The sequence below is a fragment of the Amycolatopsis ponsaeliensis genome (assembly GCF_030182635.1).
Lineage (GTDB): Bacteria > Actinomycetota > Actinomycetes > Mycobacteriales > Pseudonocardiaceae > Amycolatopsis > Amycolatopsis ponsaeliensis.
Window position 1 is genome coordinate 205,897 of sequence record NZ_JAPZLD010000006.1, and the last position, 24,891, is coordinate 230,787.

Below are 24,891 nucleotides of genomic sequence, written 5' to 3' on the forward strand. Positions count from 1 at the left end.
TGTAATTTCCGTTCGCCGGCAAAGAAGGGGAGCGCGTGATGCCACGACTGTGGGAAGCCGATCCGAACGCATCGTTCAAACGTCGTCTCGGGAAGTCCGCAACCGAACTCGGCGGCACCCACGACGACCGGACATGCCCGGACATCTGGGAACTTTCGAACGGAGATGTCGCGATCATCGGTCGTGATCTCACTTCGGGCTATGCAATGCGACTGCCCCGCGGGGTCAGTATCGGCGCGGACGAGCGGCTCGTCGTCATTCCGGGCATCATGATGCGCACGGCGAAGGAGGACATCCCCGATGCATAGACCTCTCGTCACCCTTCCCGGTGACAGGTTGACACCGGACGAGTACTTCTCCGACTACGACAGGAACTTCTGGCACACCGACAACACCGGTTGTTGGAAGCTCGAGCGCCAGCAGCACTTCGTCGAGAGCGGCAACGCGAGCTGGGATGCCTTCAACCGAGGCGATTGGTCCAAAGCGTTGAGACTCATGGAGGAACGACGCCAGGCCCTCGCCGACTACGAAAATCGCATCGCCGGGCACGGCTTCGAAGTGCGGCGCATCCGGATCGTCGAAGAACCGCTCAGCCCGTATTTGATCTGGGAGCTCAACTCCTTGCACGTCCGGTTCCAGGTCGGCGGAAAGATCCGGGTCGTCGACGGCGGAGTCGTGGCCGGGCTGGAACTGCACGAGGTTCTCCCGGAACTGTTCATCCTCGGCAAGAAGGTCATTTACCAGGTCTTGTACACCGAGAGCGGTGAGCTCGAGGGAGCGATCAGGTCCGACGTGCCCGACCTCATCCAGCACTGGACGGCAACGGCCGGTCGGCTCTACGACCAAGGCGAAGACCTGGGCGGATACTTCGCCCAGAAGGTCGCCGGACGGCAGCCTCCCCCGGCGTGGTGAGCCGGTCGACGCCCGGGACCGAGCCGTCCGGTCCGGTCCCCCGCCAGCTGCCCGCCGACGTCCGCGGTTTCGTCAACCGGCTCCAGGACCTCGCCCGGCTCGACGAGATGATCGACGACATCACCGCTCCTGGGGCAACAATCGTCGTCGTGGGCACGGCGGGCGTCGGCAAGACGTCATTGGCCGTGCATTGGGCCCACCGGATTCGCGAACGGTTCCCGGACGGGCAGCTCTACGTCAACCTCCACGGGTACGACCCCGGCCCGCCGATCACGCCGCACGAGGTACTCGATCGGTTCCTGCACGCACTGGGTGTGCCCGGGCCTGCGGTTCCGGCCGACCTCGAATCGCGAGCTGCCTTGTTCCGATCGTTGATTTCAGGCCGCCAGATGCTCGTGGTGCTGGACAACGCCGCGACAGTCGGGCAGGTCCGGCCGCTGCTCCCTGGCGACAGCGAGTGCCTCGTGCTCGTGACCAGCCGGAGCAGCTTGTCCGGGCTCGTCGCCCGGGACGGCGCTCGCCGGCTGAGCCTGCGCGTGCTCTCCGAGGACGAAGCGACCGAGTTGATCCAGCGCATCACCTCCGGCTACCGCGACCAGGACGACACCGCGGACCTCACCGAGCTGGCAGGACTGTGCGCGCGCCTCCCCCTTGCCCTGCGCATCGCCGCCGAACGTGCGATCAACCGGCCCTGGGCACCGTTGTGCGACCTCATCACCGAACTGCGGGACGAATCCGCGCTGTGGGACGCGCTGACCGCCGACGACGATGACGAGTCCGACGCCATCCGCACGGTCTTCGCGTGGTCCTACCGGGCGCTGACACCCGAGGCGAGCCGCATGTTCCGGCTCCTCGGACTGCACCCTGGCGCGGAGTTCTCGCTCGCCGCCGCCGCGGCACTCGCCGGCCGGTCCCCGGCCAAGGTCCGGCGTGTGCTCGACGATCTGGTCGGCGCGCATCTACTTGAGCAGCCGCAGGCGGACCGGTACCAGTTCCACGACCTGCTCCGGATGTATGCGAACGACCAGGCGCGAGCAGAGGAGCCCGCCGACGCTGCCTTCGAGGCTACCCGTCGCGCGCTGTCGTGGTACCTGCAAGGCGCGCTCGCCGCCCGTGACCGCCTCGGCGCCGGGCCTTTGCCGTGGACGCCCGCCCCACCCGAAGCGGAGATCACTTCGCCAGCGTTCCCGGACCGGACGACTGCTCTCACCTGGTACGGGCAGGAGCGGGAGAACCTGGTCCGGGCAGTTCGCGCGGCCGACGACTTGGACATCTCCGACATCACTTGGCAGCTTCCGGCGGTGCTCTACCCGATATACGCCGAACACAACCATTTCGCCGACTGGATCGAAACGAGCACCATTGCACTCCGGGTGACCCGCCGCCTCGGAAATCAGGCCGCCGAAGCGGAAGTGCTGGAGAGCCTCGGCAAAGCACACACCCAGCACTTCGACCGGACGCAGGGGATCGAGCTGCAGTCAGCGGCACTACGCCTGCGTCGTGAGCTCGACGACCCACTCGGCGAGCTGAAGTCCGCCAACGCACTCGGGCTCGCTCGGTTACGTGCGCACGATCTGACTGCGGCACGCGACCTGTTCGATCGAGTCACCACGCTGGCCGGTACGCTCGGCGAGCAGTACTGGCTGGCGGTCGCGATCAACAACACCGCCAACGTCGATCTCGAACTCGAATCCTTCGAGCAGGCGCATCAGCTGTTGACTGACGCGCTGGCGCGGTTTCGCCGCCTCGGACTGCGCAACGGTGAAGGGGACGTCCTGCGCGGTCTCAGCCACTTGAACCGGGAACTGAGCCGGCCTGCCCAGGCGTATGAGCACATCCAAGCCGCCGTGGCCATTGCGAGGGGAGACGAGAATCCGGCGAGAGAAGCGTTCTGGTTGTTGGAAGAAGGACGCGTCCAGATCGATCTCGGTCAGCCAGCGGAAGCCCTGGAGACGTTGCGGCGCTCCGCGACGGTCCAGCGCCAACTCGGTGACCGCGTGCGCGAGGCCGAGACCTGGGACGCCACCGGCATCGCCTACCGGACGATGGGGCGAGCCGAAGAGGCCGTGCCGTTCTACCGCCGAGCGGTGTCCGTATTCCGTGAGCTGAACGAGACTTGGCTGCTCGCCCTCACGCTCGACCACCTCGGTGCCGCACTGGCCGATTCGGGCAGCGCAAGGGAGGCCGAGGAGAGCCGCCACGAGGCGCTGGTGTTGTTCCAGCCGTTTCCCGATCCTCGCGCGCAGCGCCACTATGACCGGCTGGCGGCCATCGTCACGACCTGAGGCGGTCTCGGCACCTTTCGTGCCGGGCTGCCCGGTCGGCCGGGGGTCCGTGCCGTAGAACGGGAAGCACGCCACGCCGCAGACGGCGAGGAAGGTCGGCCCGCACCGGACAGGGTTCGGACCAGGCTGGTGGGCGACGGCCAGTGCGCGCCGCCGTGCACCCGCTTCGGGGAGCCGGCCGCGGTCCGGAAGGATGGCGTAGACCCGGGCGTCCAGCTCGTCGGCCCGGGCGACGAGGTCCGCACCCAGCTCGGCCAGCCGTTCCCCGGGTCGCGGAGAATGTCGCGCTGCAGCCGCCGATCCCGGTCGGCGCCGGTCAGCAGCGGGCCAGCCATACCGCCCGGCATTCCGTGCAGGTCGGGTCGAACCTGGTCAGCGGCTTTCCACCGGCTCCGCCGAGGTCTCCGCCCGCACCACGTCCTCCGCGAAGGCCACCGCCGCCTTGGCCGCGTCGTCGCCGAAGATCGGGCCGTTCGCGTACAGGCCGTCGATGATCAGCAGCACCCGGTCCGCCAGCCGGTCCGGGTCGGGCGCCGACGTCTCGGAAGCCAGTTCACGCAGCCGCGTCCGCGCCCGCATCAGGTAGTCCACCGCCACGCGGTGGGCCGGGTGCCGCGGCTCCGGGAACTCCGCCAGCGTCGCTCGCAGCGCGCACCCGCGTGAGCCGGGCTCGGTCGCCCGCACCCCCGCCTCGCGCACCAGCTCCACCAGCCGTCCTTCCGGGGAGGCCGCCCGGATGCCGGCCACCAGGGCGTCCCAGCCGGCGGCGCAGCGTCTCAGGTACGCCACGACCAGGTCGTCCTTGCTCGCGAAGTGCTTGTAGAGCAGGTTCTTGCCGCAGTCGCACTCGTCGATGATCCGCTGCAGCCCGACGGCGTGCACCCCGTGCCGGTCGAACAGCCGGGTGGCGGTTCCGAGGATGCGCTCACGGGCGTCCGGCGTCGGCATGCGGGGATAGTAATGGCCTCCCCGCGTTCCGGGGAGGCCATTACGCGCTCACATCGCCGGCGGCGCCGACTTCGTCCCCCAGCTCGTCGGGGTGTCACTCAAGCGGAACTGGATCTTCCCAGCGCGGAGCAGGTCCGCGTGCGAGATCCAGCTGCGGTCGTAACCACGGTGTCCGATTTGGACGTCCTTCGTGTACTGCAGCTTCGCCGCGCTCGCACCCGGCGCCTCGATCTCGATCGAGCGGCCACCGGCCGGGTGGATCTCGACCTTCTCGAACATCGGCGTGCTGAGCAGGTACGTCCCGGAGCCGGGCTGGGCTTCGAAGACGCCGGTCATGCCGAAGACGAGCCACGACGAGATCGTGCCGAGGTCGTCGTTGCCGGGCATGCCGTACGGCGTGTCGGTGAAGAGCGTCCGCGCCGCGCGCAGCACCGCCGACGTCTTCCACGGCGCGCCGGTCCAGCTGTACATCCACGGCGCGTGCAGGTCGGGCTCGTTGTTCGGGTTGAAGGCGAAGTTGTTGTGGTAGTCGTACGCGCCGTGGACCCAGGAGTCCTTGGCGGCCTTCGCCGGGTCGGTGAGCAGCAGCGGCAGGTCGAAGAACGTGTCGAGCCGCTGCTCCGCCTGCGCCGGGCCGCCCATCAGGCCGAACAGCTTCGCGGTGTCCTGCTGGGCGAGCCACTGGTACTGCCACGGCGTGCCCTCGTGGAAGCCGACGGACTGCGCCGGGTCGGGGTCGCCGACGCCGGTGCCGTCCGCGGCCTTCGTGCGCGGGAAGCCGGTGAAGCCGTGGGATTCGACGCTGGTGTCCCACAGGTTGGCGAAGTTCCCACAGCGGTCCTTGAGCGTCTTGGCCTTGTCCCGGTAGCCCAGACCGGCGGCCATCGTGGACAGCGCGCAGTCGGCGAGGGCGTACTCGAGGGTCGCCGAACCGGCCTGGCGGGTGTCGCCGTAGGTGTAGCCCGGCACGTCCTGGTAGCCGATCCAGCCGTTCTTCACGTAGGTCGGGTTGCCGTCGCGGCCGCGGAAGATCGACTGGTCCGCGGGGACTTCGTTGGCGTTGCGCCACAACGCGTCGAACAGCTGGCGCGCGGTGCGATCGTCGAGCAGGCCGCGCCGGTAGTTGTCGACCACCCAGGGCGTGACGGGGTCACCGCTCATCACGTTCGTCTCGCCGCCGGCCAGTGCCCAGCGCGGTACCCAGCCGCCGTCCTGGTAGATCTTGAGGACGGACTTGGTCATGTCCGCCGCCTTGTCCGGGTGCAGCAGCGCGACCAGCTGGTTCTGCGAGCGATAGGTGTCCCACAGCGAGAACATCTGGTAGTAGGTGTCGCGGCTGCGGTGGACGGAGTCGTCGAAGCCGCGGTAGGAACCGTCCACATCGGACCCGACGGACGGGTGCAGCAGTGACCGGTACAGCGCGCTGTAGTAGGTCCGCTGGTCGGCGGTCGTCCCTCCGGCGACGCGCAGACGGTTCAGCTCGTCCTTCCAGGTGTCGTGCGCCTGGTTCTCCGCCTTGTCGAACGACTTGGGCTGCTCGGTGTCGCGGTTGAGGCGAGCGCCGTCGATCGAAGTGTAGGAGAGGCCGACGGAGGCACCGACCTGGCTCTTGTCGGAGCCGAAGGTGAGCCAGGCGCCGGTGCGCTGGCTGCCGAGCTTCGCGTCACGCTGGTTCGGGGTGAGCTTGTTGTCGGTCCAGGTTCCGAAGCTGGTGAACTTGCGGTCGAACTTGGCGCTGAAGAAGACCTTGTAGCGCTCTTTCTGCGTCTCCCAGCAGAAGTTGCCGCCCTGCAGCCAGCCCTCGACGGTGTCGTCCCCGACGACGTGGACGTCGCCGGCGTAGGTGTAGCCGTTGCTCTCGCCGACCTCGATGAGGACGTTCTCGCTCGCCTTGTCGGGGAACGTGTAGCGGTGCTGGCCGGTGCGCTGGGTGGCGGTTAGCTCGGCTTCGATGCCGTTGTCGAGCTTGACGCCGTAGTACCCGGGCCGGCGGGTCTCGTTGGCGTGGCTGAACTTCGCGCCGTACTGCGCGGGATCGCTGCTGGTGACGGCCCCGGTGGTGGGCATGAACCGGAAGTTGCCCATGGTCTGGCAGCCGACGCCGGAGAGGTGGGTGTGGCTGAAGCCGACGGTGGTGTCCTGCGCGTAGTCGTAGGACGCGTACTTCTTGAGCTGGGTGTCCGGGCTGAGCTGCACCATCCCGAAGGGGGTGGTGGCGCCCGGGAAGGTGGTGCCGTCCCCGTTGTTGCCGATCGAGGTGTCGACGAGGGTCGTGGGATCGTCGGCGAAGCGGGGGCTCGCCTCGGCGGGGGTCGCGAGAGCCATCGTGGTGGCCCCGGCGAGCAGGGTGGCAAGGACGCGCGTGCGCGTTCTCATCCGTCTCCTCCTGACAACGTTGTCACATATCCGGTGTGATCTTTTCCGTTGTCCGGTGGACAAAGCAAGCCCCGGCTCCGGGCTTGAACCTGACGTCGCGTCAGGTTTTACGGTCGAGGGGTGAGCGAACGCAGGTGGAGCATCGGTGAGCTGGCGCGGGCCAGCGGCGTGACGGTGCGCACATTGCACCACTACGACCGGATCGGCCTGGTGTCGCCGGGCGAACGGACCCCGGCCGGGCACCGGCGCTACGTCGAGGCCGACGTGCGCCGGCTCTACCGGGTGCGGACCTTGTGCGGGATGGGGCTTTCCCTGGACGAGGTGGCCGTCGTGCTGCGGAACGCGGCGGACGATCCCGGCTCGCTGCGGGGCCTGCTGACCGCCCAGCTCACCGATCTGGAAGCCCGGGCCGCGCGCATCGAGGAGTCGGCTCAGCGGCTGCGGGGCCTGCTCGCCCGGCTGGCCGAGGCGGTCATGCCGGAGCCGGAGCAGTTCCTCGCCGCTCTGGAGCCGATGTCCGTCGACACCGGCCGGTACCTGTCCGCCGGTCAGCTCGAGACGATCACCGGACGCGCCGCGAAGCTGGGCGGCGGCGCGATCGAGACCCTGAAGACCGAGTGGCTCGAGCTCTTCTCCCGGCTCCGGCAGCACCTGCTCGACGGGACCCCCGTCGACGATCCGGCCGTGCAGGAGCTGGTCGCTCGCTGGCGGGCGACAGCGGCCGCGTTCCACCCCGGCGGCAGCCGGTTCGAGGCGGCGACCACGGCGCTGTGGGAGGACAACCGGGCCGGGCTGGGCCGGGAACTCGACGAGCGCGTCGGCTGGTCCGGCCCGGGCGGCGCCGCCGAGGTCGTCGACTACCTGCGCAAGGCCCGCGCCGCGGGCGAAGACATCCCCGAAGAAAAGGACGAATGAATGGACGTCGACATCACCGGGTGGCTCCGGGCGAACCTGGTCCGCCTGCGGACGCTCGATCCGGACGCCGGCTACGACGAGCTCGAGCCGCTGCGCGCCATCGTCGGCGACGCTCGCGTCGTGGCCATCGGCGAGAGCACGCACCGGGTGCACGAGTTCTACCAGCTGCGCCACCTGGTGACCCGGTTCCTGGCCGACGAGCTGGGGTTCACCGGGTTCGCGATGGAGTCCGGCTTCCCGGAGGGCTGGGCGGTCCACGACTGGGTGCTCGGCGGCGACGGCGACCTCGACCGGCTCCTGCACACCGGGATCACCTACCACATGGGCAAGTGCGCGGAGATGCGTGACCAGCTGACCTGGATGCGCGAGCACAACCGCACGCACGACCGCAAGATCCGCTTCTACGGCATGGACCTGCCGGACTCCAGCGCGTCCGCCCTGCCGGGGGTCACGGCGGCCCTGGCGTTCCTGGACGAGGCCGACCCGGACTACGCCGCGGCGGCCCGCACGAACCTGCTGCCGCTGTTCGATTACCTCCCCGCCGACCGGACCGGGCTGGCCTGGGCCGCGCCCGCGATCCAGGCCTACCTCGCCCTCGACGCCGCCCACCGCCACGAGCTGACCGCCCGGATCAGTGAGCTCACCGAACGACTCCGCGCCCTGCGCGTCCCTTACTCCACTGTGGACGCGACCGGAGCCGACATCGCGCTGCAGTGCGCCGTCACCGCGAGGTACGCGGACGCGTTCCTGGCCAACATCGCCGCCGCGCCGGGGCGCACCTACCGCGGCGCCAACGTGCGGGACGCGGCGATGGCCGACAACGTCGAGTGGATCCTCGGCCGGGAGGAGCGCGTCGTCGTCGGGGCGGCCAACGGGCACCTGCAGCGCTGGCCGTACCGCGTGCCCCCGATCATCAACGAGGAGCAGGTCATGCTCGGCCAGCACCTGGCCCGCTCGCTCGGCGACGGGATGGTGGTCATCGCGACCACCTACGACGGCGGCCGCGTGTTCAGCCACCGTGCCCTCCCCGAGGGACCACCCGGCCACACCGAGGTGTTCTACGAGGACGTCGCCCCCTTCACCGAGCCGGGCAGCCTCGACGTCCTGCTCGCCGGCGCCGGTGCCCCGCTCGCCCTGCTCGACCTGCGCGCCGTCCCCGGCGACGGCGAGGTGGCTCGCCGCTTCGCCGAGATCGACAGCACCCGGCAGGGACCGTACAAGCAGCTGGTGAACCCGCTCGCCGCGTTCGACGCCGTCGTGCACGTCGACAAGATCACCCCCTGGCACACCTTCATCGGTGCTCCGGACCGCGCCGGGGGTTAGGGAGATGGCGAGCGCGCTGCACGCTCACGCCGAATCCGTGGCTTCGCTGGGACGCGCCTACGCGGATCTCGCCGAGCGGCACCGTGCCGCGGCGGACGCCGGGTGCGGGGAGTTCGGCGAGTGGATCGCCCGGGCCCGCGAACTGACGGTGGCCGCCGAGCGCCTGCTCGCGCTGGAGATCGAGCTGGCCCGCGGAGCCGGCGTCACCTGGGTCGCCATCGCCGGTGCGCTCGGCGTCAGCCGGCAAGCGGCGTGGAAACGGTTCGCCGGGGTCAGATCTGGTGCGTGACGTGCCCGGCCAGGATGGTCGCCGTCACCGGGAGGGCTCGCAGGTCGGCGGCGGACAGCATCGACGGGTCCGCCGCCGTCACCATCAAGTCCGCGACGTCCCCCACCGAGACTCCGCGACGCCCGCCCGAAGCCGCCGCCAAAGCGTCCGGGAAGGAGAGCGCCTGCTCCGGGTGCCAAGCCGGCCGGTCGTCGTCCGTCCGGAACACCGCCGCGGCGATTCCGTCCCACGGGTCCAGCGGTGCCACCGGTGCGTCCGACCCGAACTCCAGACGGGCACCCGATTCCAGCAGAGAGCGGTACGGGAACGCCCGCGACGTCCGGCCGTGCCAATGCCGGTCCGCGACGTCGCGGTCGTCCGGCTGGTGCGCCGGCTGGACCGCCGCGATCACACCCAGCGCTGCGAAACGCGAGACGTCGGACGGAGAAAGCAGCTGGGCGTGCTCGATCCGGCCCGGGCAGCCCACGGATGCGAACGCGTCCAGTGCGATCGTGTTGGCCTGGTCGCCGATCGCGTGGACCGCCGGGAGCAAGCCGTGCGCGAAAGCCCGCTCCATCAACGGAACCAGGGCAGCCGGCGGGAGTTCGAGGAGCCCCGGTGAGTCCGAACCCGGGTAGGGATCATGACAATAAGCCGTGCGGGTGTTGAGCGAGCCGTCCACGAAGAGCTTGAACGGGCCCACCGTCAGCAGCCCGCCCGAATCCGGGAGGACGTCGCCCGTGCGGTGGCCGCGCTCGATCGTCTGGTCCAGCAGGTGCTTCGCGATCACGCACGAAATCCTGGCCGCCGGGGCACCGCGGCGCGTCCAGTCCGCCACCGTGTCCGCGTACTCGTAGTCGACGATCTGCGTCACGCCGCGCGCCGCCGCCGCGGACACCGCTTCCGTCACCCACTCGTCCTGGACGTCGATCGCCGCCGTCGGGAGCTGGGCCGTCGCGCTCATGCAGTCGTTCTCCAGCAGCACACCCGTCGGGTGGTCGCGGCCGATCAGCTTCAGCGCCGCCGGGCTCAGCCACAGCGTGTGCAGGTCCGCGCTGAACAACGCCACCGCGCGCCCGGGCAGCGCCCGCTGCAGCAGGTCCTTGTGCGGCTTGTCCGGCCACAGCCCGTCGCGGAAGCCCGCGCCCACCACCAGTTCCGACTGCGGCGCCGGCGTCGCCAGCAGGTGCGCCAGCAGCAGCTCGATCGCCTCCCCCGCCGACCGCGCCGCTTCGAGCGGGATCCGGCGGCGGAACGTCGCCCACTGCACGAGGTGGACGTGCGCGTCGACCAGCCCCGGCAGCAGCGTGCCACCGTGCCCGTCGACGACCCGCGCGGCGAACCCGGCCGAACCCGGCTCGGTGATCGCCGTGACGCGGCCGTCGTTGACGCGGACGTCCGCGAGCTCCCCGCCGAGGCCCGGCCGCACGCGGCGCAGGAGTAGATCATCCATGCGACCACCCTGCCAGCCGGGCCCGTCCGGGTGAAGCACGGAGTGAGATGGGAATGAGATGGGTAGTAGCTACTGTTGGAGAACTTGGCAGCCGTCGCCCGCCGAAGGGTCAGGGCCGGTCCATGGGCGCCGCCCTCATAAGCCGCGCAGGGTTCGACTCCCTCGGTTGCCGCCCGACACGAAGAGCCACCGCCGCGAGACGGTGGCTCTTCGCGTGTTCAGCCCACCGGCATGTCACGCCTTCGCAACGCCGCCAGACCGCCCGCGCCCGCCGCGAGAGCGATCGCCACCAGCCAGATCACCGGTGCCACCGAGAACGTCCCGCCCGGCAGCCGCGCCAGGTGCTGGAACGGTGAAATCCCCAGCACCACGTCGTTCCACCGCAACGCCGTCCCCACCAGCGACAGCAGCAGGAACGCGCCCAGCAGCCCCCACGCCGCCGCCGCGAAGCGCGGGAAGAAGCCGATCAGCAAGGCCGCCAGCCCGGCCAGCACCCACACCGCCGGCAGCTGCGCCAGCGCCGCCGGGACCAGCGAAGCGCCGCTCCCGAACGCCAGGCCCGTCGCCCATCCCGTCACCACCAGCACGAACGCCGAGCCGGCCAGCGCGAAGGTCAAGTGCGCGAACGCCCAGCCGATCCGGCCGACCGCCGTCGCCAGCAGCGGTTCCGCCCGGCCCGCCGCCTCTTCGGCACGCAGCTTCAGCGTCGCCTGCACCGCGTAGCCCGCCACCGCCAGGCCGAACAACGTCATCGTCCCCGCCAGGTACGCGTCCGTGACCGCGCCGCCACCACCGAGGCGCGACAACACGTCCGACACGGCCTGGTTGTCCCGCATCATCTCCGCGACGTTCTTCCCCACGCCGCCCATCAGCAGCCCGACCAGCGCCAGGCAGACGGTCCAGACCAGCAGCGTCCCCCGCTGCAGCCGCCAGGCCAGCGCCAGCGGCGACCGCAATGACGCCTTCGCGGACGCCCGCCCCAGCCGCGCCGGGAGCAACGCCGCGCCGAGGTCCCGCCGCGCGGACAGCGCGACGGCCGAGACCACCAGCACCCCGGTGAAGACCACGGCCGGCGCCAGGACCCACCACTGCTCGCCCGCGAACGGCCGCATCCGGTGCGCCCAGCCGATCGGCGACAGCCACGCGACCCAGCCCGCCGAACCGCTGCTGTCACCCACCGCCCGCAGCAGGAACGCCAGGACCAGCCCGCCGATCCCGATGCCACGCGCGCCGCCCGCGCCCCACGTCAGCTGCGCGGCGACCGCGCCGACACCGGCGAACACCCAGCCGACCGACGAAAACCCGAGACCCAGCGCGAACGCGCCCGCCGCCGGAACCCCTTGCGCGGCAACGCCGAGCCCGACCAGCAGCCCGTAAACGAGACAAGCGCCGCAGGTGGCGATCACCGCGGCCGCCAGCCCCGCGTGCCGCCCGACGACGGTCGCGCCGGTCAGCTCCCGGCGGCCCGCCTCCTCCTCGGTCCGGGTGTGCCGGACGACCGTGAGCAGCGCGATCAGCCCGACGACCACCGGGATGAACCCGCACTGCCACGCCAGAAGATTGCCCACCGACGAGCCGTACAGCGGGCCGTTGCGGACCACGAACGTCGCACTGGAAGCGTTGAGGTCGTAGAAGTGCTGCCGCGCCGCCGCATCCGGGTAGGCCGCCTTGATCGACGACAGGTAACCCATCGGCGCGACCGCCAGGCAGACGATCCACAGCGGCATCAGCAGCCGGTCGCGGCGCAGCACCAGCCGCAGCAGCGACCAGGTCCCGGTCATCGCGCCGCTCCGACCGGCTCGTCGTGGCGGTAGTGGCGCAGGAACAGCTCTTCGAGCGTCGGCGGCCGGCTCACCAGGCTCTTCAACCCGGCTTCGGCGAGGTGCCGCATGAGGTCGTCCAGCGAAGACTGGTCGACGGACAGGTGGACGTGCGAGCCGTACGTGCTCAGGTCGTGGACGCCCGGCAGCGCCGCCAGGCCGTCCGGCACCCGCGCGAGCGACGCGTCGATGCTGATCCGGCCCAGGTGCCGCAGCTCGTCCAAGGTGCCCGACTCGACGGTGCGCCCGGCCCGGATGATCGTGACGCGGTCGCAGAGCGCCTCGACCTCGGACAGGATGTGCGAGGACAGCAGCACCGTCCGGTCGCCGCGTTCCCGCTCCTCCGCGACGACCTGCCGGAACACCTCCTCCATCAACGGGTCGAGCCCGGACGTCGGCTCGTCGAGCACCAGCAGCTCCACATCGGACGCCAGCGCCGCGACGAGCGCGACCTTCTGCCGGTTGCCCTTCGAGTACGTCCGGCCCTTCTTGCGCGGGTCGAGGTCGAAGCGCTCGACGAGCTCGGCGCGGCGGGCGGTGTCGAGGCCGCCGCGCAGCCGGCCGAGCAGGTCGATGACCTCGCCGCCGGTGAGGTTGGGCCAGAGCGTGACGTCGCCCGGGACGTACGCGAGGCGCTTGTGCAGCTCGGTCGCGTCGGTCCAGGGGTTCCCGCCGAGCAGGGTGGCGCGGCCGCCGTCGGCCCGCATCAGCCCCAGCAGGACGCGGATCGTGGTGGTCTTGCCGGCGCCGTTCGGCCCGAGGAAGCCGTGCACCTCGCCGGTGTGGACGGTCAGGTCGAGCCCGTCGAGGGCTATCGCCGCACCGAACGCCTTGGTGAGGCCGTCGGCGGTGATCGCTTCGGCCATCGTCATTCCTTCCGTTGGTAGGCGGCCAGCGCTTCGCGGGCCTTTTCGAGGATTTCGGGGGTGGCGAGCGGGTTCATGAAGAGGTGCCCGGCGGCCATGGACATCCGCAGCATCGCCTCGTTGGTGCCCGGTTCCTCGCCGAGCGCGCGGGCGATGTGGTCCTGCAGGATCATCAGCCCGCCGGTCATCGCGGCGAGCGCGGCGGCGACGCCCCGCGGGTCGGGCATGTCCATGCCCTGCTCGCGGAAGTAGCGCTCGGTGCCGTCGACGATCTCGGTGAACTGCGCCTCGGCGGCTTCGGAGCCGTCGATCATGGCCCGGCCCATGTACCGGCGGAAGAGCAGCTGGCGGGCGTCGAACGTCGGGAGGAACCCCGGGTTCGCGACGCCCTTCGCCAGCACCTCCTCCTTGAACTTCAGCAGCTCGTCGAAGACGTAGGTGTCACACGCCTCGCGCAGGCCGTCCTTGGATCCGAAGTGGTGGCGGATCAGGCCGCCGGACACCCCGGCGGCCTCGGCGATGTCGAGGACCGACGTCTTCTCCATGCCGCGCTCGGTGAACAGCTTGATCGCCGCGTCGCGGATCCGGGCCCTCGCCGTGAAGTCTTCCGTGCTCATCAGCAGTCCTATACGTGCGTGTAGTCGACTACACGAGAATATAGCCCGCTACACGCCCGTATAGCAAGGCCGCACTTTCACGTGAAAGTGCGGCTTCGGGTTGCCTCCTAACCGGGCATCCCGTTAGTCCATTTGGCTCGCAACCAATTGCGGTCAATGGGCTAAGTGTCTGATTGCTGACGAAGATCTCACGTTGTGTACTTCACGGACGCATCTCTTCATGAAGGGTCGTTCTCAGTGACAACGCACAGATCGCGCTGGAGACGGCGGGCCGGGATCACCGTCCTCGCCACCGCTCTCGGCGCTTCCGTCCTCGGCATCGCCGTTCCCGTGGCGTCCGCCCAGCAGGCCCCGCCGACCTCCGGCGCGGCCGAGGGCAAGACCCTCGACGAGCACGACCGCGCGCTCGTCGCCGAAGCCGAGAAGGCCGGGAAGCCCGACGTCACGCTGCTGATCGCGGCGGAGAAGGGCCAGACCGCCGCCGCCGTGAACGAACTGAAGGCGCTCGGCGGCGTCGTCCAGTCCACCGACACCAAGCTCGACTACGTCAAGGTCACTGTCCCCACGGACAAGGCCGAGAAGGCCGCGAAGCTCAAGTCGGTCAACGCCGTCGACGTCGACGGCCTCGTCTACCGCGACGACCCGAAGCCCGACGGCGCGCAGGACCCCTCGCCGCAGCCGGCACCGGGCAAGAACACCCCGCGCGTGAACCCCTACCTCCCCACCGGCGACACCTACGCGGCGCAGTTCGGCCAGGTCCTGCCCAACTGGGACGGCAAGGACACCACGGTCGCGGTGCTCGACTCCGGCGTCGACCTCGACACCCCCGCGCTGGCCACCACCAGCCACGGCGAACGCAAGATCGTCGACTGGTACAACGCCAACGCCACCAACTCCGGTGACGGCACCTGGGTCAAGCAGTCCACGGCGACCTACACCGGCACCTTCACCTCCAACGGCAAGAGCTGGACGGCCCCGGCGACCGGCGGCCCGTACACGTTCGGCCTGTTCACCGAGACCGCCGGCGACCTGGGCGCCGCGGACAGCGAGACCGGCGGTGACGTCAACCGCGACGGCGACCGCGCCGACTCCTGGGGCGTGCTGCAGGACAGCGTGACCAAGGAGGTCCGCGTCGACCTCAACGGCAACGGCGACTTCGCCGACGAGAAGCCGATGACCGACTACGCCAAGAAGTACGACGTCGGCTTCTTCGGCACCGACAACCCGGCGACCGACATCGCCGAGCGGATGGCCTTCGTCGTCCAGACCGACAAGCCGGGCTTCGTCGGCATCGGCATCGCCGGCGCCGAGCACGGCTCGCACGTCGCGGGCATCGCCACCGGCAACGACCTGTTCGGCGGCAAGATGGACGGCGCGGCCCCGGGCGCGAAGGTGCTCGCGGTCAAGGTCTGCCTCACCGGCAGCGCCTGCACGTCCTCGGGCCTGATCGACGGTGTCGTCTACGCGGCCAGCCACGGCGCCGACGTCATCAACATCTCGATCGGCGGCCTGCCGGCCCTCAACGACGGCAACAACGCCCGCGCGGAGCTCTACAACCGCACGATCGCCGAGTACAACGTCCAGATCTTCATCTCGGCCGGCAACAGCGGCGCCGGGGCGAACACCGTCGGCGACCCGTCGGTGGCCACGGACGCGATCTCGGTCGGCTCGTACATCACCAAGGAGACCTGGCTCTCGAACTACGGCTCGAAGACCCAGAACGCCGAGTCGCTGCACCCGTTCTCCTCGCGCGGCCCGCGTGAGGACGGCGGCTTCAAGCCGGACATCATCGCGCCCGGCGCGGCGATCTCGACCACTCCGCGCTGGGAGGCGCCGGGTCCGGTGGCCGGCACGTACAGCCTGCCCGCGGGCTACGCGATGCTGCAGGGCACGTCGATGGCGGCGCCGCAGGCGACCGGCGCGGCGGCACTGCTGGTGAGCGCGTACAAGGCGACCCACCAGGGGCAGCGGCCGCCGGTCGCGCAGCTGCGCGCGGCCATCAAGTCGACCGCGCGGTTCGTGCCGGGCATCGGCGCGTACGCCCAGGGCGCGGGCCTGTTCAACGTCCCGGCCGCGTTCGTCGCGCTGTCGCTCAACCCGAAGCCGGACGCCGTTTCGACGTCCGTCGAGGTGCACACCGCGCTCTCGGGCCTGCTGGCCACCCCGAACACCGGCGTGGGCATCCACGACCGCGAGGGCGTGACCACGGGCAAGGCCTACACCCGCACGTACACGATCACCCGCACGACGGGCTCGGCGAAGCCGGTGCCGTACTTCGCGCGGTGGACGGGCAACGACGGGACGTTCTCCTCGGCGTCGACGGTGGTGCTGCCGCTGAACACGCCGGTGAAGTTCGACGTCAAGGTGAACCCGAAGAACGCGGGCGTCCACTCGGCGCTGCTGTACCTGGACAACCCGCTGACCATCGGCATCGACGTGCAGACCCTCAACACGGTCTTCGCGCCGCAGGAGTTCACCGCCGCCAAGGGGTTCCAGGTCGACGTCTCCGGCAAGATCGCCCGCAACCAGGCGACCAGCTACTTCGTGCGGGTGCCGCAGGGTGCCAGCGCGCTGAAGGTGGACCTGGACGCGGGGGCCGGCGCCCCGGGCAAGGGCCAGGTGCGGTTCCTGCGCTACGACCCGACCGGTGTCCCGGCCGAGGCGAGCACCTCGACGACGTTCTGCTACCTCCCTGACGCGGGCGCGGGCTGCCCCGGCGGCACGCCGACCAGCCGGACCATCGCCAACCCGCTGCCGGGCGTGTGGGAGATCGTCGTGGAAGCGCGCCGGACGTCCGATGTGGACAATGCGGCGTTCAAGCTGTCGGCTTCGGTGCTGGGCACGACCGTCGCGCCCAACCCGGACACGATCGCTTCGGCGACGCTGGGCCAGCCGATCGCGCGTTCGTACACCGTGACGAACACGCTCGGCGCGTTCACCGGCAAGCTGAACGGCGCCACGCTCGGCAGCGCGAAGATCGCGCGGCCGGCGATCGCCGACGCCGCTCAGCAGCAGTACCAGATCGCGGTGACGCCGGGCTCGACGTCGCTGACGGCCACGATCGGCAAGACGTCCGACGTGGGCGCCGACCTCGATCTGTTCCTGTACAACTGCACCACCGGCAGCTGTGTCCTCGCGGCGCAGAGCGCGGACGGCGACTCCGAGGAGTCGGTGACCGTGGCCAACCCGGCGGCCGGGGTCTGGGTCGCGCTGGTCGACGGGTTCGCGGTGCCTTCGGGCACCACGGACTACGACTACCTCGACGTGTTCACCAACCCGGCGTTCGGTTCGGTCGCGGTGACCGACGCGAACGCGGCGCGGGCGTCGGGCAGCTCGTGGACGGTGCCGGCGACGGTGACCGCGTCCGCGGTCCCCGCGGCGGGCCGGGTCCTGCGCGGTCAGCTGACCGTGCAGACCGACACGGGTGTCACGGTCGGCTCCTCGCTGGTGCTGGTCAACTCCGTGAGCTAGTCCCGCTCAACGGAAACCGCCCCGGGTTCGCCCGGGGCGGTTTTCGTTTTCCCGGCGGCTTCCTGGTGGGTTCCCGACGCAAGTTTGCGTATGTCCGGTGAACTATTGCCCTCGTTCGGGACGCGTCCGTATGGTCTGGAACACTCCGCACCCACCGAGGGGTACCCGCATGCGACGGATTTCGGCGTGGTTCGCCGCGCTTCTCCTGCTGGCCACGGCTTTGCCGGGCACCGCGCACGCCGCGGCGGCGCTGTCGAGCCGGACCCACCTGTTCTACTACCCGTGGTACGGCAGCAACGCCGGTGAATACCGCCACTGGCAGCAGGGCGGGCACACGCCGCCGGACGACATCGGCGCGAACTTCTACCCGGTGCTGGGGCCGTACGACTCCGGGGACTTCTCCGGCGCGGTCGAGCAGCACATGCGGTGGATCGAGCAGTCCGGCGCCGGGGTGCTCGTCTACAGCTGGTGGGGCCAGGGGTCCTATGAGGACGGTCTGGCGGCCGGCGTCCTGGAAGCCGCGGCACGGCACGGGATCCGCGTCGCGTGGCACCTCGAGCCGTACGGCGGGCGGACGGCGTCCTCGACGGTGTCGGACATCGACTACATCACCAGCCGGTACGGCTCCAGCCCGGCGTTCTACCGCGAGGGCGGCCGCGGCGCGTTCTACGTGTTCGAGAGCCTGCGCATCACGGACTGGACGCCGCTGGACCAGGTGCGGTCGTCGGCGATCGTGCTGGCGCAGACGACGGACACGAGCAAGGTCGCGCACTTCGGCGGGATGTACACGTACGACGCGATCGCGGGGGCGACGGCGCCGGGCTGGCGCGACGCGGGCGCGTACTGCGAGGCGAACGGGTTGGTGTGGGCGCCCTCGGTGGGGCCGGGGTACGTCGACGACCGCGCGGTACCGGGCAACACGACCCCGACCCTTTCCCGGGACAACGGGGCGACCTACGACCGGGAGTGGCAGAACGCGCTTTCCTCGGGCGCCGATTGGGTCTCGGTGACGTCGTTCAACGAGTGGCACGAAGGGTCGGTCATCGAACCGGCCAGCTCTTCGCCGCCTTCGCCGGTTTACGAGACTTTCGCCGGTGCGTATGGGACTTCCGGTGCGGCTTCCGAGACCGCGTATCTCGACCGGACGCACTACTGGGCCTCCCAGCTCACCTCGCCTTGGGTGCGGGCTTACGCCTCCTGAACCCGCGCCAGGAACGGCGCCGGCTCGGCCAGGACCCGGTGCACCACCCGGCCCGCCGCACCCAACGTCGCCGCGTCGCCGCCCAGGCGTGACGCCGACAGCGTCGGAGGCACGCCCCGGAGCCCGCCGAGCCGTGCCGACAGCACCTCCGACACCGGCTCTGACACCCACGGGTACAGCTGCGTGAACACCCCGCCCAGCACGATGCGGTCGATGTCCAGGAGGTTCACCGCCGACGTCAGCGCGACGCCGAGCGCGCGGCCGGCCGCCGTGCACGCCTCCAGCGCCGCCGTGTCACCCCGGGACAGCGCCGCCAGCAAGGCCGGGACCGACCCCACCCGACCCGCCGTCAGCAACGCCTCCTGCCCGGCGAACGTCTCCAGGCACCCGCTGCCGCCGCACCGGCACCGCGGCCCGTCCGGGGCCACGACGACGTGGCCCAGCTCGCCGGCCAGTCCGCGAGCGCCGGAGAACAGCGTGCCGTTCACCACCAGGCCCGCGCCGATGCCGACTTCGCCCGACACGTAAAGGAAATCACGCTCGCCGTCACCGAACCACAGCTCGCCCAGGGCCGCGAGGTTCGCCTCGTTGTCCAGCTCGACCGGCACGGGCAGGCGCAGCAGATCGGCCGGGCGGACGTCCTGCCAGCCGAGGTTGGGGGCGCTGAACAGCACGCCGTCGCCGACCGGGCCGGACACCGCCAGCACCGCGCCCGCGACCTCCAGCCCGAGCCGGTGCGTCTCGGTCAGCGCCTCCGTCGCCAGTGCCTGCAGCTCCGCCAGGACCTTCTTCGGCCGCGAACCGCGGTTGTCCCGCTCGCGGCGGGCGGCGAACCGGACCCCGCCGGTGAGGTCGAGCACCCGGACCGCGAGGTAGTCGACGTTGATCTCCAGCCCCAGCGACGCCACGCGCGCGCCGCTGAGCACGACTTCGACGCCCGGCCGGCCGCGTTCGCCCGCCCGCGCGGGGCCGGTCTCGGCCAGCAGGCCCGCGTCCACCAGGTCACCGACGAGCTTGCTGACCGTCGACTTGGTCAGGCCGGTGAGCTCGGCGAGCGCCGCGCGGGTCAGCGGGCCGCCGCGGCTGACCGCGCCCAGCACGACCTCGAGGTTGCGGGCGCGCATCGAGTCGTGCCGCACGGCCTGGGTCATCGCGTCCCTCCCTGCGAAGCACTCTAACCGGCCTCTTGACGCCCGGGACCGCCGCGGCGCATATTTAGTCTACAACGTGAACTAAATGAAGGGACAGTCATGAGCGACTACGCTCCCCAGCCGGCCGACAAGTTCACCTTCGGCCTCTGGACCGTGGGCTGGCCCGCGAACGACCCGTTCGGGGTCGGGACGCGGCCGCCGCTGGACCCGGTGGAGAGCGTGCACCGGCTGGCGGAGCTGGGCGCCTACGGCGTGACGTTCCACGATGACGACCTCCTCGCCACCGAGCCCGACCGCGACAAGGCGATCGAGCGGTTCCGCAAGGCGCTGGCCGAGACCGGCTTGAAGGTCCCGATGGCGACGACGAACCTGTTCACCCACCCGGTGTTCAAGGACGGCGGCCTGACCAGCAACGACCGTGACGTCCGGCGCTACGCGCTGCGGAAGGTGCGCCGCAACCTCGACCTCGCGGCCGAGCTGGGCGCGGAGACCTACGTCGTCTGGGGCGGCCGCGAGGGCGCCGAGTCCGACGCCGCGAAGGACGTCCGCGCGGCACTGGCCCGCTACAAGGAGGGCCTGGACCTGCTCGCGGACTACGTCGTCGAGAAGGGCTACCCGCTGCGGTTCGCCCTCGAGCCCAAGCCGAACGAGCCGCGCGGCGACATCCTGCTGCCGACCATCGGGCACGCGCTGGGCTTCATCTCGCAGCTCGCGCGGCCCGAGCTGTTCGGGCTGAACCCCGAGGTCGGGCACGAGCAGATGGCCGGGCTCAACTTCGTGCACGGCATTTCGCAGGCGCTGTGGCAGGGCAAGCTGTTCCACATCGACCTCAACGGCCAGCACGGCCCCAAGTACGACCAGGACCTGATCTTCGGCCACGGCGACGTGAAGAGCGCGTTCTTCCTGGTCGACCTGCTGGAGAACGGCGGCTACGAGGGTCCGCGCCACTTCGACTACAAGCCGATGCGGACGGAGGACCCGGCGGACGTGTGGGTGTCCGCCGCGGCGAACATGCGGACGTACCTGATCCTCAAGGAGAAGGCGGCCAAGTTCCGTTCGGACCCGGAGGTCGCCGAGGCACTGGCGGCGTCGCGGGTGCCGGAGCTCTCGACCCCCACCCTCGCTCCGGGCGAGTCGTTCGACGACCTCTTGAACGACGACTTCGACCTCGACGCGGCGGCGACCCGCGGCTACCACTTCACGCGGTTGAACCAGCTGGCCCTGGAGCACCTCTTCGGCGTCCGCTGACGCGTCATGAAGGGCACCCTCATGGCTCTTAAGTCCATGAGGGTGCCCTTCATAGCATTACGACACGGTCAGCGTGTCGATGTCGAACAGGGAACCCGCGCCGCCCCGGAATACCAGGTGGAGCGGACCCGAACCGGCCGACACCGTCGTGGAGACCGTCTGGAACGTCTCCCAGCTGCCCGTGTTCGGCACCGCGACCGTGCCCAGCAGGGCGCCGGTCGCCGAGCCGTCGCGGATCTCGATCGTGCCGCCCGCGCCCGCGGAGGACACGACCGCGCTGAACCGCGTGACGCCCGCCGTGCTCACCGACGCGTACCCGGCCCAGTCACCGTTCTCGATGTAGCCCAGCGTCTGGCCGCCGCTCGCCGGAGCGTGCGACGCGATCTGCACGCCTGAACCCGACGTGAACGACTCACCCTCCACTGTGGACCCCGCGGGCACACCGCAGTCCGCCGCGACAACACCTGCGGCGTAACGGATCCCGCCGACCAGCTCGGCCCGGAACGCGGAGTCCGAGTACGACTCGATCGTGTGGCCGAGCCCGGTGTAGAACGCCCGGCCACTGCCCTGCGGGTGACACCAGGTGATCGGGTGGTCGGCGCCCATCTCTCCGCCGGTGTAGCTGGACTCGTCCAGCGTCTGCAGCACGTGCACGCTGCCACGCGGGTTGGTCCGGTAGTTGTACAGCTCGTCGGTCCGGGTCCAGACCGCCGGCAGGTGCGCCGTGGCCGGATGGGTGCCGTCCTCGGTCACGAACCGGGCCGGCTGGATCGCCGGGTGACTCTTGAAATAGGCACCGACGAGCGAGCCGTACCACGGCCAGTCGTACTCGGTGTCCGCCGCCGCGTGGATGCCGAGGTAACCGCCGCCACCCTCCACATAGGACTCGAACGCGGCCTGCTGGTTCGCGTCCAGGACGTCACCGGTGGTCGAGAGGAACACCACCGCCTTGTACGCGGCGAGCGAAGAAGCCGTGAACACCGACGCGTCCTCGGTCGCCGTCACCCCGAATCCCTGAGCTTCGCCCAGCTCCCGGATCGCCTGGATCCCCGCCGGGATCGAGTCGTGCCGGAAGCCGGCCGTCTTGGAGAACACCAGCACGTCGTACGCGGGATCGACCTGGGTAGGCATACTGCTCAGGCTAAAGGTGTCGATGTCGAACAGGGAACCGGAACCGCCGCGGAACACCAGGAACAGCGGCCCGGATCCACCGGTCACCGACGTCGTGACGTTCTGGAAGACCTCCCAGTCACCGGTGACCGGCACCGTCACCGAACCCAGCAGCGTCCCGGTGGCCGAACCGGACCGGATGTCGATCGTGCCGCCCGCGCCGGCCGAGGACACCCGCGCGGTGAAGGTCCGCGCGCCGGACGTGCTCACCGACGCGTACCCGGCCCAGTCGCCGTTCTCGATGTAGCCCAGGGTGTTCCCGCCGCTCGCCGCGGCGTGCGGGGCGACCTGCACCCCCGAACCGGACGTGAACGACTCGCCTTCGACCGCGCCCGCCTGGGTGGCGGTGGTGAAGGTGAACGCGTCGAGGTCGAACAGGTTGCCCTGCCCGGTGACGCCCTTGAACACGAGGTACAGCGTCGTCGTGCCGGCCGGCCGGTTCGCCAGGTTCGCCGTCACGCTCTGGAACGTGTCCCAGTCCCCGGTGTTGGCGACGGCGGCCGACCCGAGCAGGGTGCCGGTCGGCGAGCCCGCGCGCACTTCGAGCGTCCCGCCCGGGCCGCCCGACGACACGCGGGCGCTGATCGACGACGCGTTGCCCAGTGCGTACGGCGTGAACGCGATCCAGTCGCCGTCGTCGGTGTACCCGACCGTCCGGCCGCCCTCCGCGGAACCGTGGTCGGCGAGCTGGATCCCGGACTGCGCCGAGAAGTGCTCGCCCTGGCGGTGCCGCGGCTGGAGCTTGTGCACGCTGTGCGACGTCAGCCCGCCGTTGTCCGTGTACTCCGCGTCGAAGACGCCGTAGATGTTCGCCGCGGCGTCGTGCTCACCGTCGACCGGCACCGCGATCGAGCCGCCGCACCCGGTCGCCTGGGTGATCTGGTGCTGGTGGCTGTCGTGGCCGAGCAGGTAGGTGACCTTGACCTTCGAGCAGTCCAGCGGCCCGTCTTCCGGGTCGCTGCCGGTCACCTGGAACGGCACGGTGTCCCCGAAGGAGAACAGCTGACCGTCCGCCGGAACACCCAGCGAAACCGAGGGCGCGGTGTTCCCGACCGTGACGACCAGGCTCGCCGTGCCGGTCAGGCCCTCCGGATCGGACACCGTGAGTGTCGGCGAGTAGGTGCCGTTGGTGGTGTAGGTGTGCGCCGGATTCGCCGAGGTCGACGTGGCGCCGTCGCCGAAGTCCCAGCGGTAGCTCAACGCCCCGCCTTCGGGGTCGCTGCTGCCCGCGGATGAGAAGGCGACGGTCAGCGGGTTCGGCCCGGACGTCTTGTCGGACGCGGCTTTCGCGACCGGGTTGCGGTTGGTGCCCGCCAGGTACTCGATCCGGTAGAGCGCCTGGTTGTCGTCGCCGGTGCCGTAGTCGAGGACGTACAGGGCGCCGTCCGGGCCGAACGCCATGTCCATGACCTGCGTGCCGGTCCACGGGAAGTCGTCGATGGTGCCACGGCTGCCGTCGGCGTTGACGGTGACCGCCTTGATCCACTTGCGCCCGTACTCACCGGCGAAGTACTTGCCGTCCAGCGACTGCGGGAACTTGACCGTGGACGTCGAAGCGGCGTCGTAGCGGTAGACCGGCCCACCCATCGGCGACTCCGAGCCGCTGCCGAACTCCGGCGGCGAACCTTCGTCACCCGCGTACTTGATCCACGCGGCCTTCGGCACCGGCAGCTTCGCGAGCCCGGTGTTGCGGAACGACGAGTTCGTCGGGCCGCCCGCGCAGTCGTACTTCGCGCCGGACGGGCCGCTCGGGAACGTGAAGTGGTTGTACGTCTCGGTCGTGGTGTTCGAGCCGGTGCAGTACGGCCAGCCGAAGTTGCCGGCGGAGGTGATCCGGTCGAACTCGACCTGGCCCTGCGGCCCGCGGTTGGCGTCGGTGACCCCCGCGTCCGGGCCGTAGTCGCCGAGGTAGACGACACCGGTCGGTTTGTCGACACTCATCCGGAACGGGTTGCGGAAGCCCATCGCGTAGATCTCCGGCCGGGTGCTCGCGGTCCCCGGCGCGAAGAGGTTGCCGGACGGGACCGTGTACGTCCCGTCGGCCTGCGGGTGGATCCGCAGGAGCTTGCCGCGCAGGTCGTTCGTGTTGCCGGACGAGCGTTGCGCGTCGAACTGCGGGTTGCGGTCGGTCCGTTCGTCGATCGGCGAGTAGCTGTCGGAGGAGAAGGGGTTGGTGTCGTCGCCGGTGGTGAGGTAGAGGTTGCCGGCGGCGTCGAAGTCGATGTCACCCCCGACGTGACAGCACTGGCCGCGGTCGTTCTGCACGGCCAGGACGACCTTCTCGCTGGCCAGGTCGAGGGTGTTGTCGGTCTTCAAGACGAATCTCGATAGGTGCAGCTCGCCCTTGAAGGGGGCGAAGTCGGCCTCGGTGCCTTCGGTCGGCGCGTCACCGTCCGGTGTGGACAGACGCGGTGAGTAGTACAGCCAGACGTAGCGGTTGGTGGCGAAGCCGGGGTCGGCGGCGACGCCTTGGAGGCCTTCCTCGTCGTGGGTGTAGACGTTCAGCTTGGCCGCGACGGAGGTCGCGCCGGCCGCGGTGGTGACACGGACGGTGCCGTCGCGGGAGGTGTGCACGACCGAGCGGTCCGGCAGCACGGCGAGCGACATCGCCTCGCCGAGTTCGGCCGCGCCGGTGGCGAGGGCGACCTGCTGGTAGTCGGCGGGCGGGATGTCCGCGCGAGCCGGGGTGTCGATGGTGAGCAGGAGGCCGGCGCTCAGTGTCGCGGCGCCGAACAGCCTCGCCCACTTCGGTGGGGACGGAGACATGCTGGGTCCTTCCTGGATTTGAGCGTGCTTCGCCCCGGAATGGGCCGAAGCCGTTTCGTTCACCTTCCGACGGGGCTGGCGGTCACCCGTACGACAGAAGC

17 protein-coding genes are annotated in these 24,891 nt (G+C 70.4%); 9 read left to right on the top strand and 8 right to left on the bottom strand.

Annotated elements, in window-relative coordinates:
* The first annotated feature begins 38 nt into the window (after window positions 1–38).
* The 3 genes from QQ657_RS11790 to QQ657_RS11800 all read left to right on the top strand — a co-directional run bounded on the left by QQ657_RS11790 (window position 39) and on the right by QQ657_RS11800 (window position 3,197).
* Window positions 39–308, top strand: a complete 270-nt coding sequence (locus tag QQ657_RS11790; RefSeq protein ID WP_284742118.1) for a hypothetical protein — start codon at window positions 39–41, stop codon at window positions 306–308.
* Complete coding sequence (locus QQ657_RS11795; protein WP_284742119.1) at window positions 301–912, top strand: DUF6879 family protein; 612 nt, start codon at window positions 301–303, stop codon at window positions 910–912. The genes QQ657_RS11790 and QQ657_RS11795 overlap by 8 nt, the downstream gene beginning before the upstream one ends.
* Window positions 913–1,019: 107 nt before the next feature.
* Window positions 1,020–3,197 carry an ATP-binding protein gene (locus QQ657_RS11800; protein ID WP_284742120.1) on the top strand — a complete coding sequence of 726 codons (2,178 nt, stop codon included), beginning with the start codon at window positions 1,020–1,022 and terminating at the stop codon, window positions 3,195–3,197.
* Between the two features lie 372 nt (window positions 3,198–3,569).
* Here the strand turns inward: QQ657_RS11800 and QQ657_RS11805 are convergent, their stop codons facing one another.
* Both QQ657_RS11805 and QQ657_RS11810 read right to left on the bottom strand, forming a co-directional pair.
* Window positions 3,570–4,145 (bottom strand): TetR/AcrR family transcriptional regulator, encoded by a 576-nt coding sequence (locus QQ657_RS11805; protein WP_284742121.1) that lies wholly within the window; start codon window positions 4,143–4,145, stop codon window positions 3,570–3,572.
* A gap of 48 nt (window positions 4,146–4,193) precedes the next feature.
* Window positions 4,194–6,521 carry a GH92 family glycosyl hydrolase gene (locus tag QQ657_RS11810; RefSeq protein WP_284742122.1) on the bottom strand — a complete coding sequence of 776 codons (2,328 nt, stop codon included), beginning with the start codon at window positions 6,519–6,521 and terminating at the stop codon, window positions 4,194–4,196.
* Window positions 6,522–6,641: 120 nt separating this feature from the next.
* On the opposite strand from QQ657_RS11810, the gene QQ657_RS11815 reads away from it, so the two are divergent.
* Genes QQ657_RS11815 through QQ657_RS11825 form a run of 3 tightly spaced genes read left to right on the top strand, consistent with a single transcriptional unit; the run spans window position 6,642 to window position 9,048 of the window.
* A complete protein-coding gene (locus QQ657_RS11815; protein WP_284742123.1) occupies window positions 6,642–7,436 on the top strand; it encodes a MerR family transcriptional regulator in 795 nt (264 codons plus the stop codon).
* The gene (locus QQ657_RS11820) at window positions 7,437–8,759 is read left to right on the top strand and encodes an erythromycin esterase family protein (RefSeq protein ID WP_284742124.1); all 1,323 of its coding nucleotides are present in this window, start codon (window positions 7,437–7,439) and stop codon (window positions 8,757–8,759) included. It begins immediately after the preceding gene.
* A gap of 4 nt (window positions 8,760–8,763) precedes the next feature.
* Entirely contained in the window at window positions 8,764–9,048 is a 285-nt protein-coding gene (locus tag QQ657_RS11825; RefSeq protein ID WP_284742125.1) for a hypothetical protein, read from the top strand.
* Here QQ657_RS11825 and QQ657_RS11830 read toward each other — a convergent pair.
* The 4 genes from QQ657_RS11830 to QQ657_RS11845 form a co-directional block, all read right to left on the bottom strand.
* Window positions 9,032–10,480 carry an amidohydrolase gene (locus QQ657_RS11830; protein ID WP_284742126.1) on the bottom strand — a complete coding sequence of 483 codons (1,449 nt, stop codon included), beginning with the start codon at window positions 10,478–10,480 and terminating at the stop codon, window positions 9,032–9,034. The genes QQ657_RS11825 and QQ657_RS11830 overlap by 17 nt on opposite strands.
* Window positions 10,481–10,698: 218 nt before the next feature.
* Entirely contained in the window at window positions 10,699–12,261 is a 1,563-nt protein-coding gene (locus QQ657_RS11835) for an ABC transporter permease (RefSeq protein WP_284742127.1), read from the bottom strand.
* Complete coding sequence (locus tag QQ657_RS11840) at window positions 12,258–13,166, bottom strand: ABC transporter ATP-binding protein (protein ID WP_284742128.1); 909 nt, start codon at window positions 13,164–13,166, stop codon at window positions 12,258–12,260. Before QQ657_RS11840 ends, QQ657_RS11835 begins: the two co-directional genes overlap by 4 nt.
* Before the next feature lie 2 nt (window positions 13,167–13,168).
* The gene (locus QQ657_RS11845) at window positions 13,169–13,783 is read right to left on the bottom strand and encodes a TetR/AcrR family transcriptional regulator (RefSeq protein WP_284742129.1); all 615 of its coding nucleotides are present in this window, start codon (window positions 13,781–13,783) and stop codon (window positions 13,169–13,171) included.
* A 237-nt stretch (window positions 13,784–14,020) separates the two neighbouring features.
* Here QQ657_RS11845 and QQ657_RS11850 point away from each other — a divergent pair, with 237 nt between their 5' ends.
* Both QQ657_RS11850 and QQ657_RS11855 read left to right on the top strand, forming a co-directional pair.
* Window positions 14,021–17,254 carry a S8 family serine peptidase gene (locus QQ657_RS11850; protein ID WP_284742130.1) on the top strand — a complete coding sequence of 1,078 codons (3,234 nt, stop codon included), beginning with the start codon at window positions 14,021–14,023 and terminating at the stop codon, window positions 17,252–17,254.
* Between the two features lie 169 nt (window positions 17,255–17,423).
* A complete protein-coding gene (locus QQ657_RS11855; RefSeq protein ID WP_284742131.1) occupies window positions 17,424–18,455 on the top strand; it encodes a glycoside hydrolase family 99 protein in 1,032 nt (343 codons plus the stop codon).
* Here the strand turns inward: QQ657_RS11855 and QQ657_RS11860 are convergent.
* Entirely contained in the window at window positions 18,443–19,606 is a 1,164-nt protein-coding gene (locus tag QQ657_RS11860; protein WP_284742132.1) for an ROK family transcriptional regulator, read from the bottom strand. The two genes, QQ657_RS11855 and QQ657_RS11860, sit on opposite strands and share 13 nt — an antisense overlap.
* 99 nt (window positions 19,607–19,705) lie before the next feature.
* Here QQ657_RS11860 and xylA point away from each other — a divergent pair, with 99 nt between their 5' ends.
* Window positions 19,706–20,854: a xylose isomerase gene (xylA, locus tag QQ657_RS11865; RefSeq protein WP_284742133.1), complete on the top strand. Its 1,149-nt coding sequence runs from the start codon at window positions 19,706–19,708 to the stop codon at window positions 20,852–20,854.
* Window positions 20,855–20,911: 57 nt separating this feature from the next.
* Here the strand turns inward: xylA and QQ657_RS11880 are convergent, their stop codons facing one another.
* Window positions 20,912–24,790, bottom strand: a complete 3,879-nt coding sequence (locus QQ657_RS11880; RefSeq protein ID WP_350310661.1) for a carbohydrate-binding protein — start codon at window positions 24,788–24,790, stop codon at window positions 20,912–20,914.
* Window positions 24,791–24,891 lie beyond the last annotated feature (101 nt).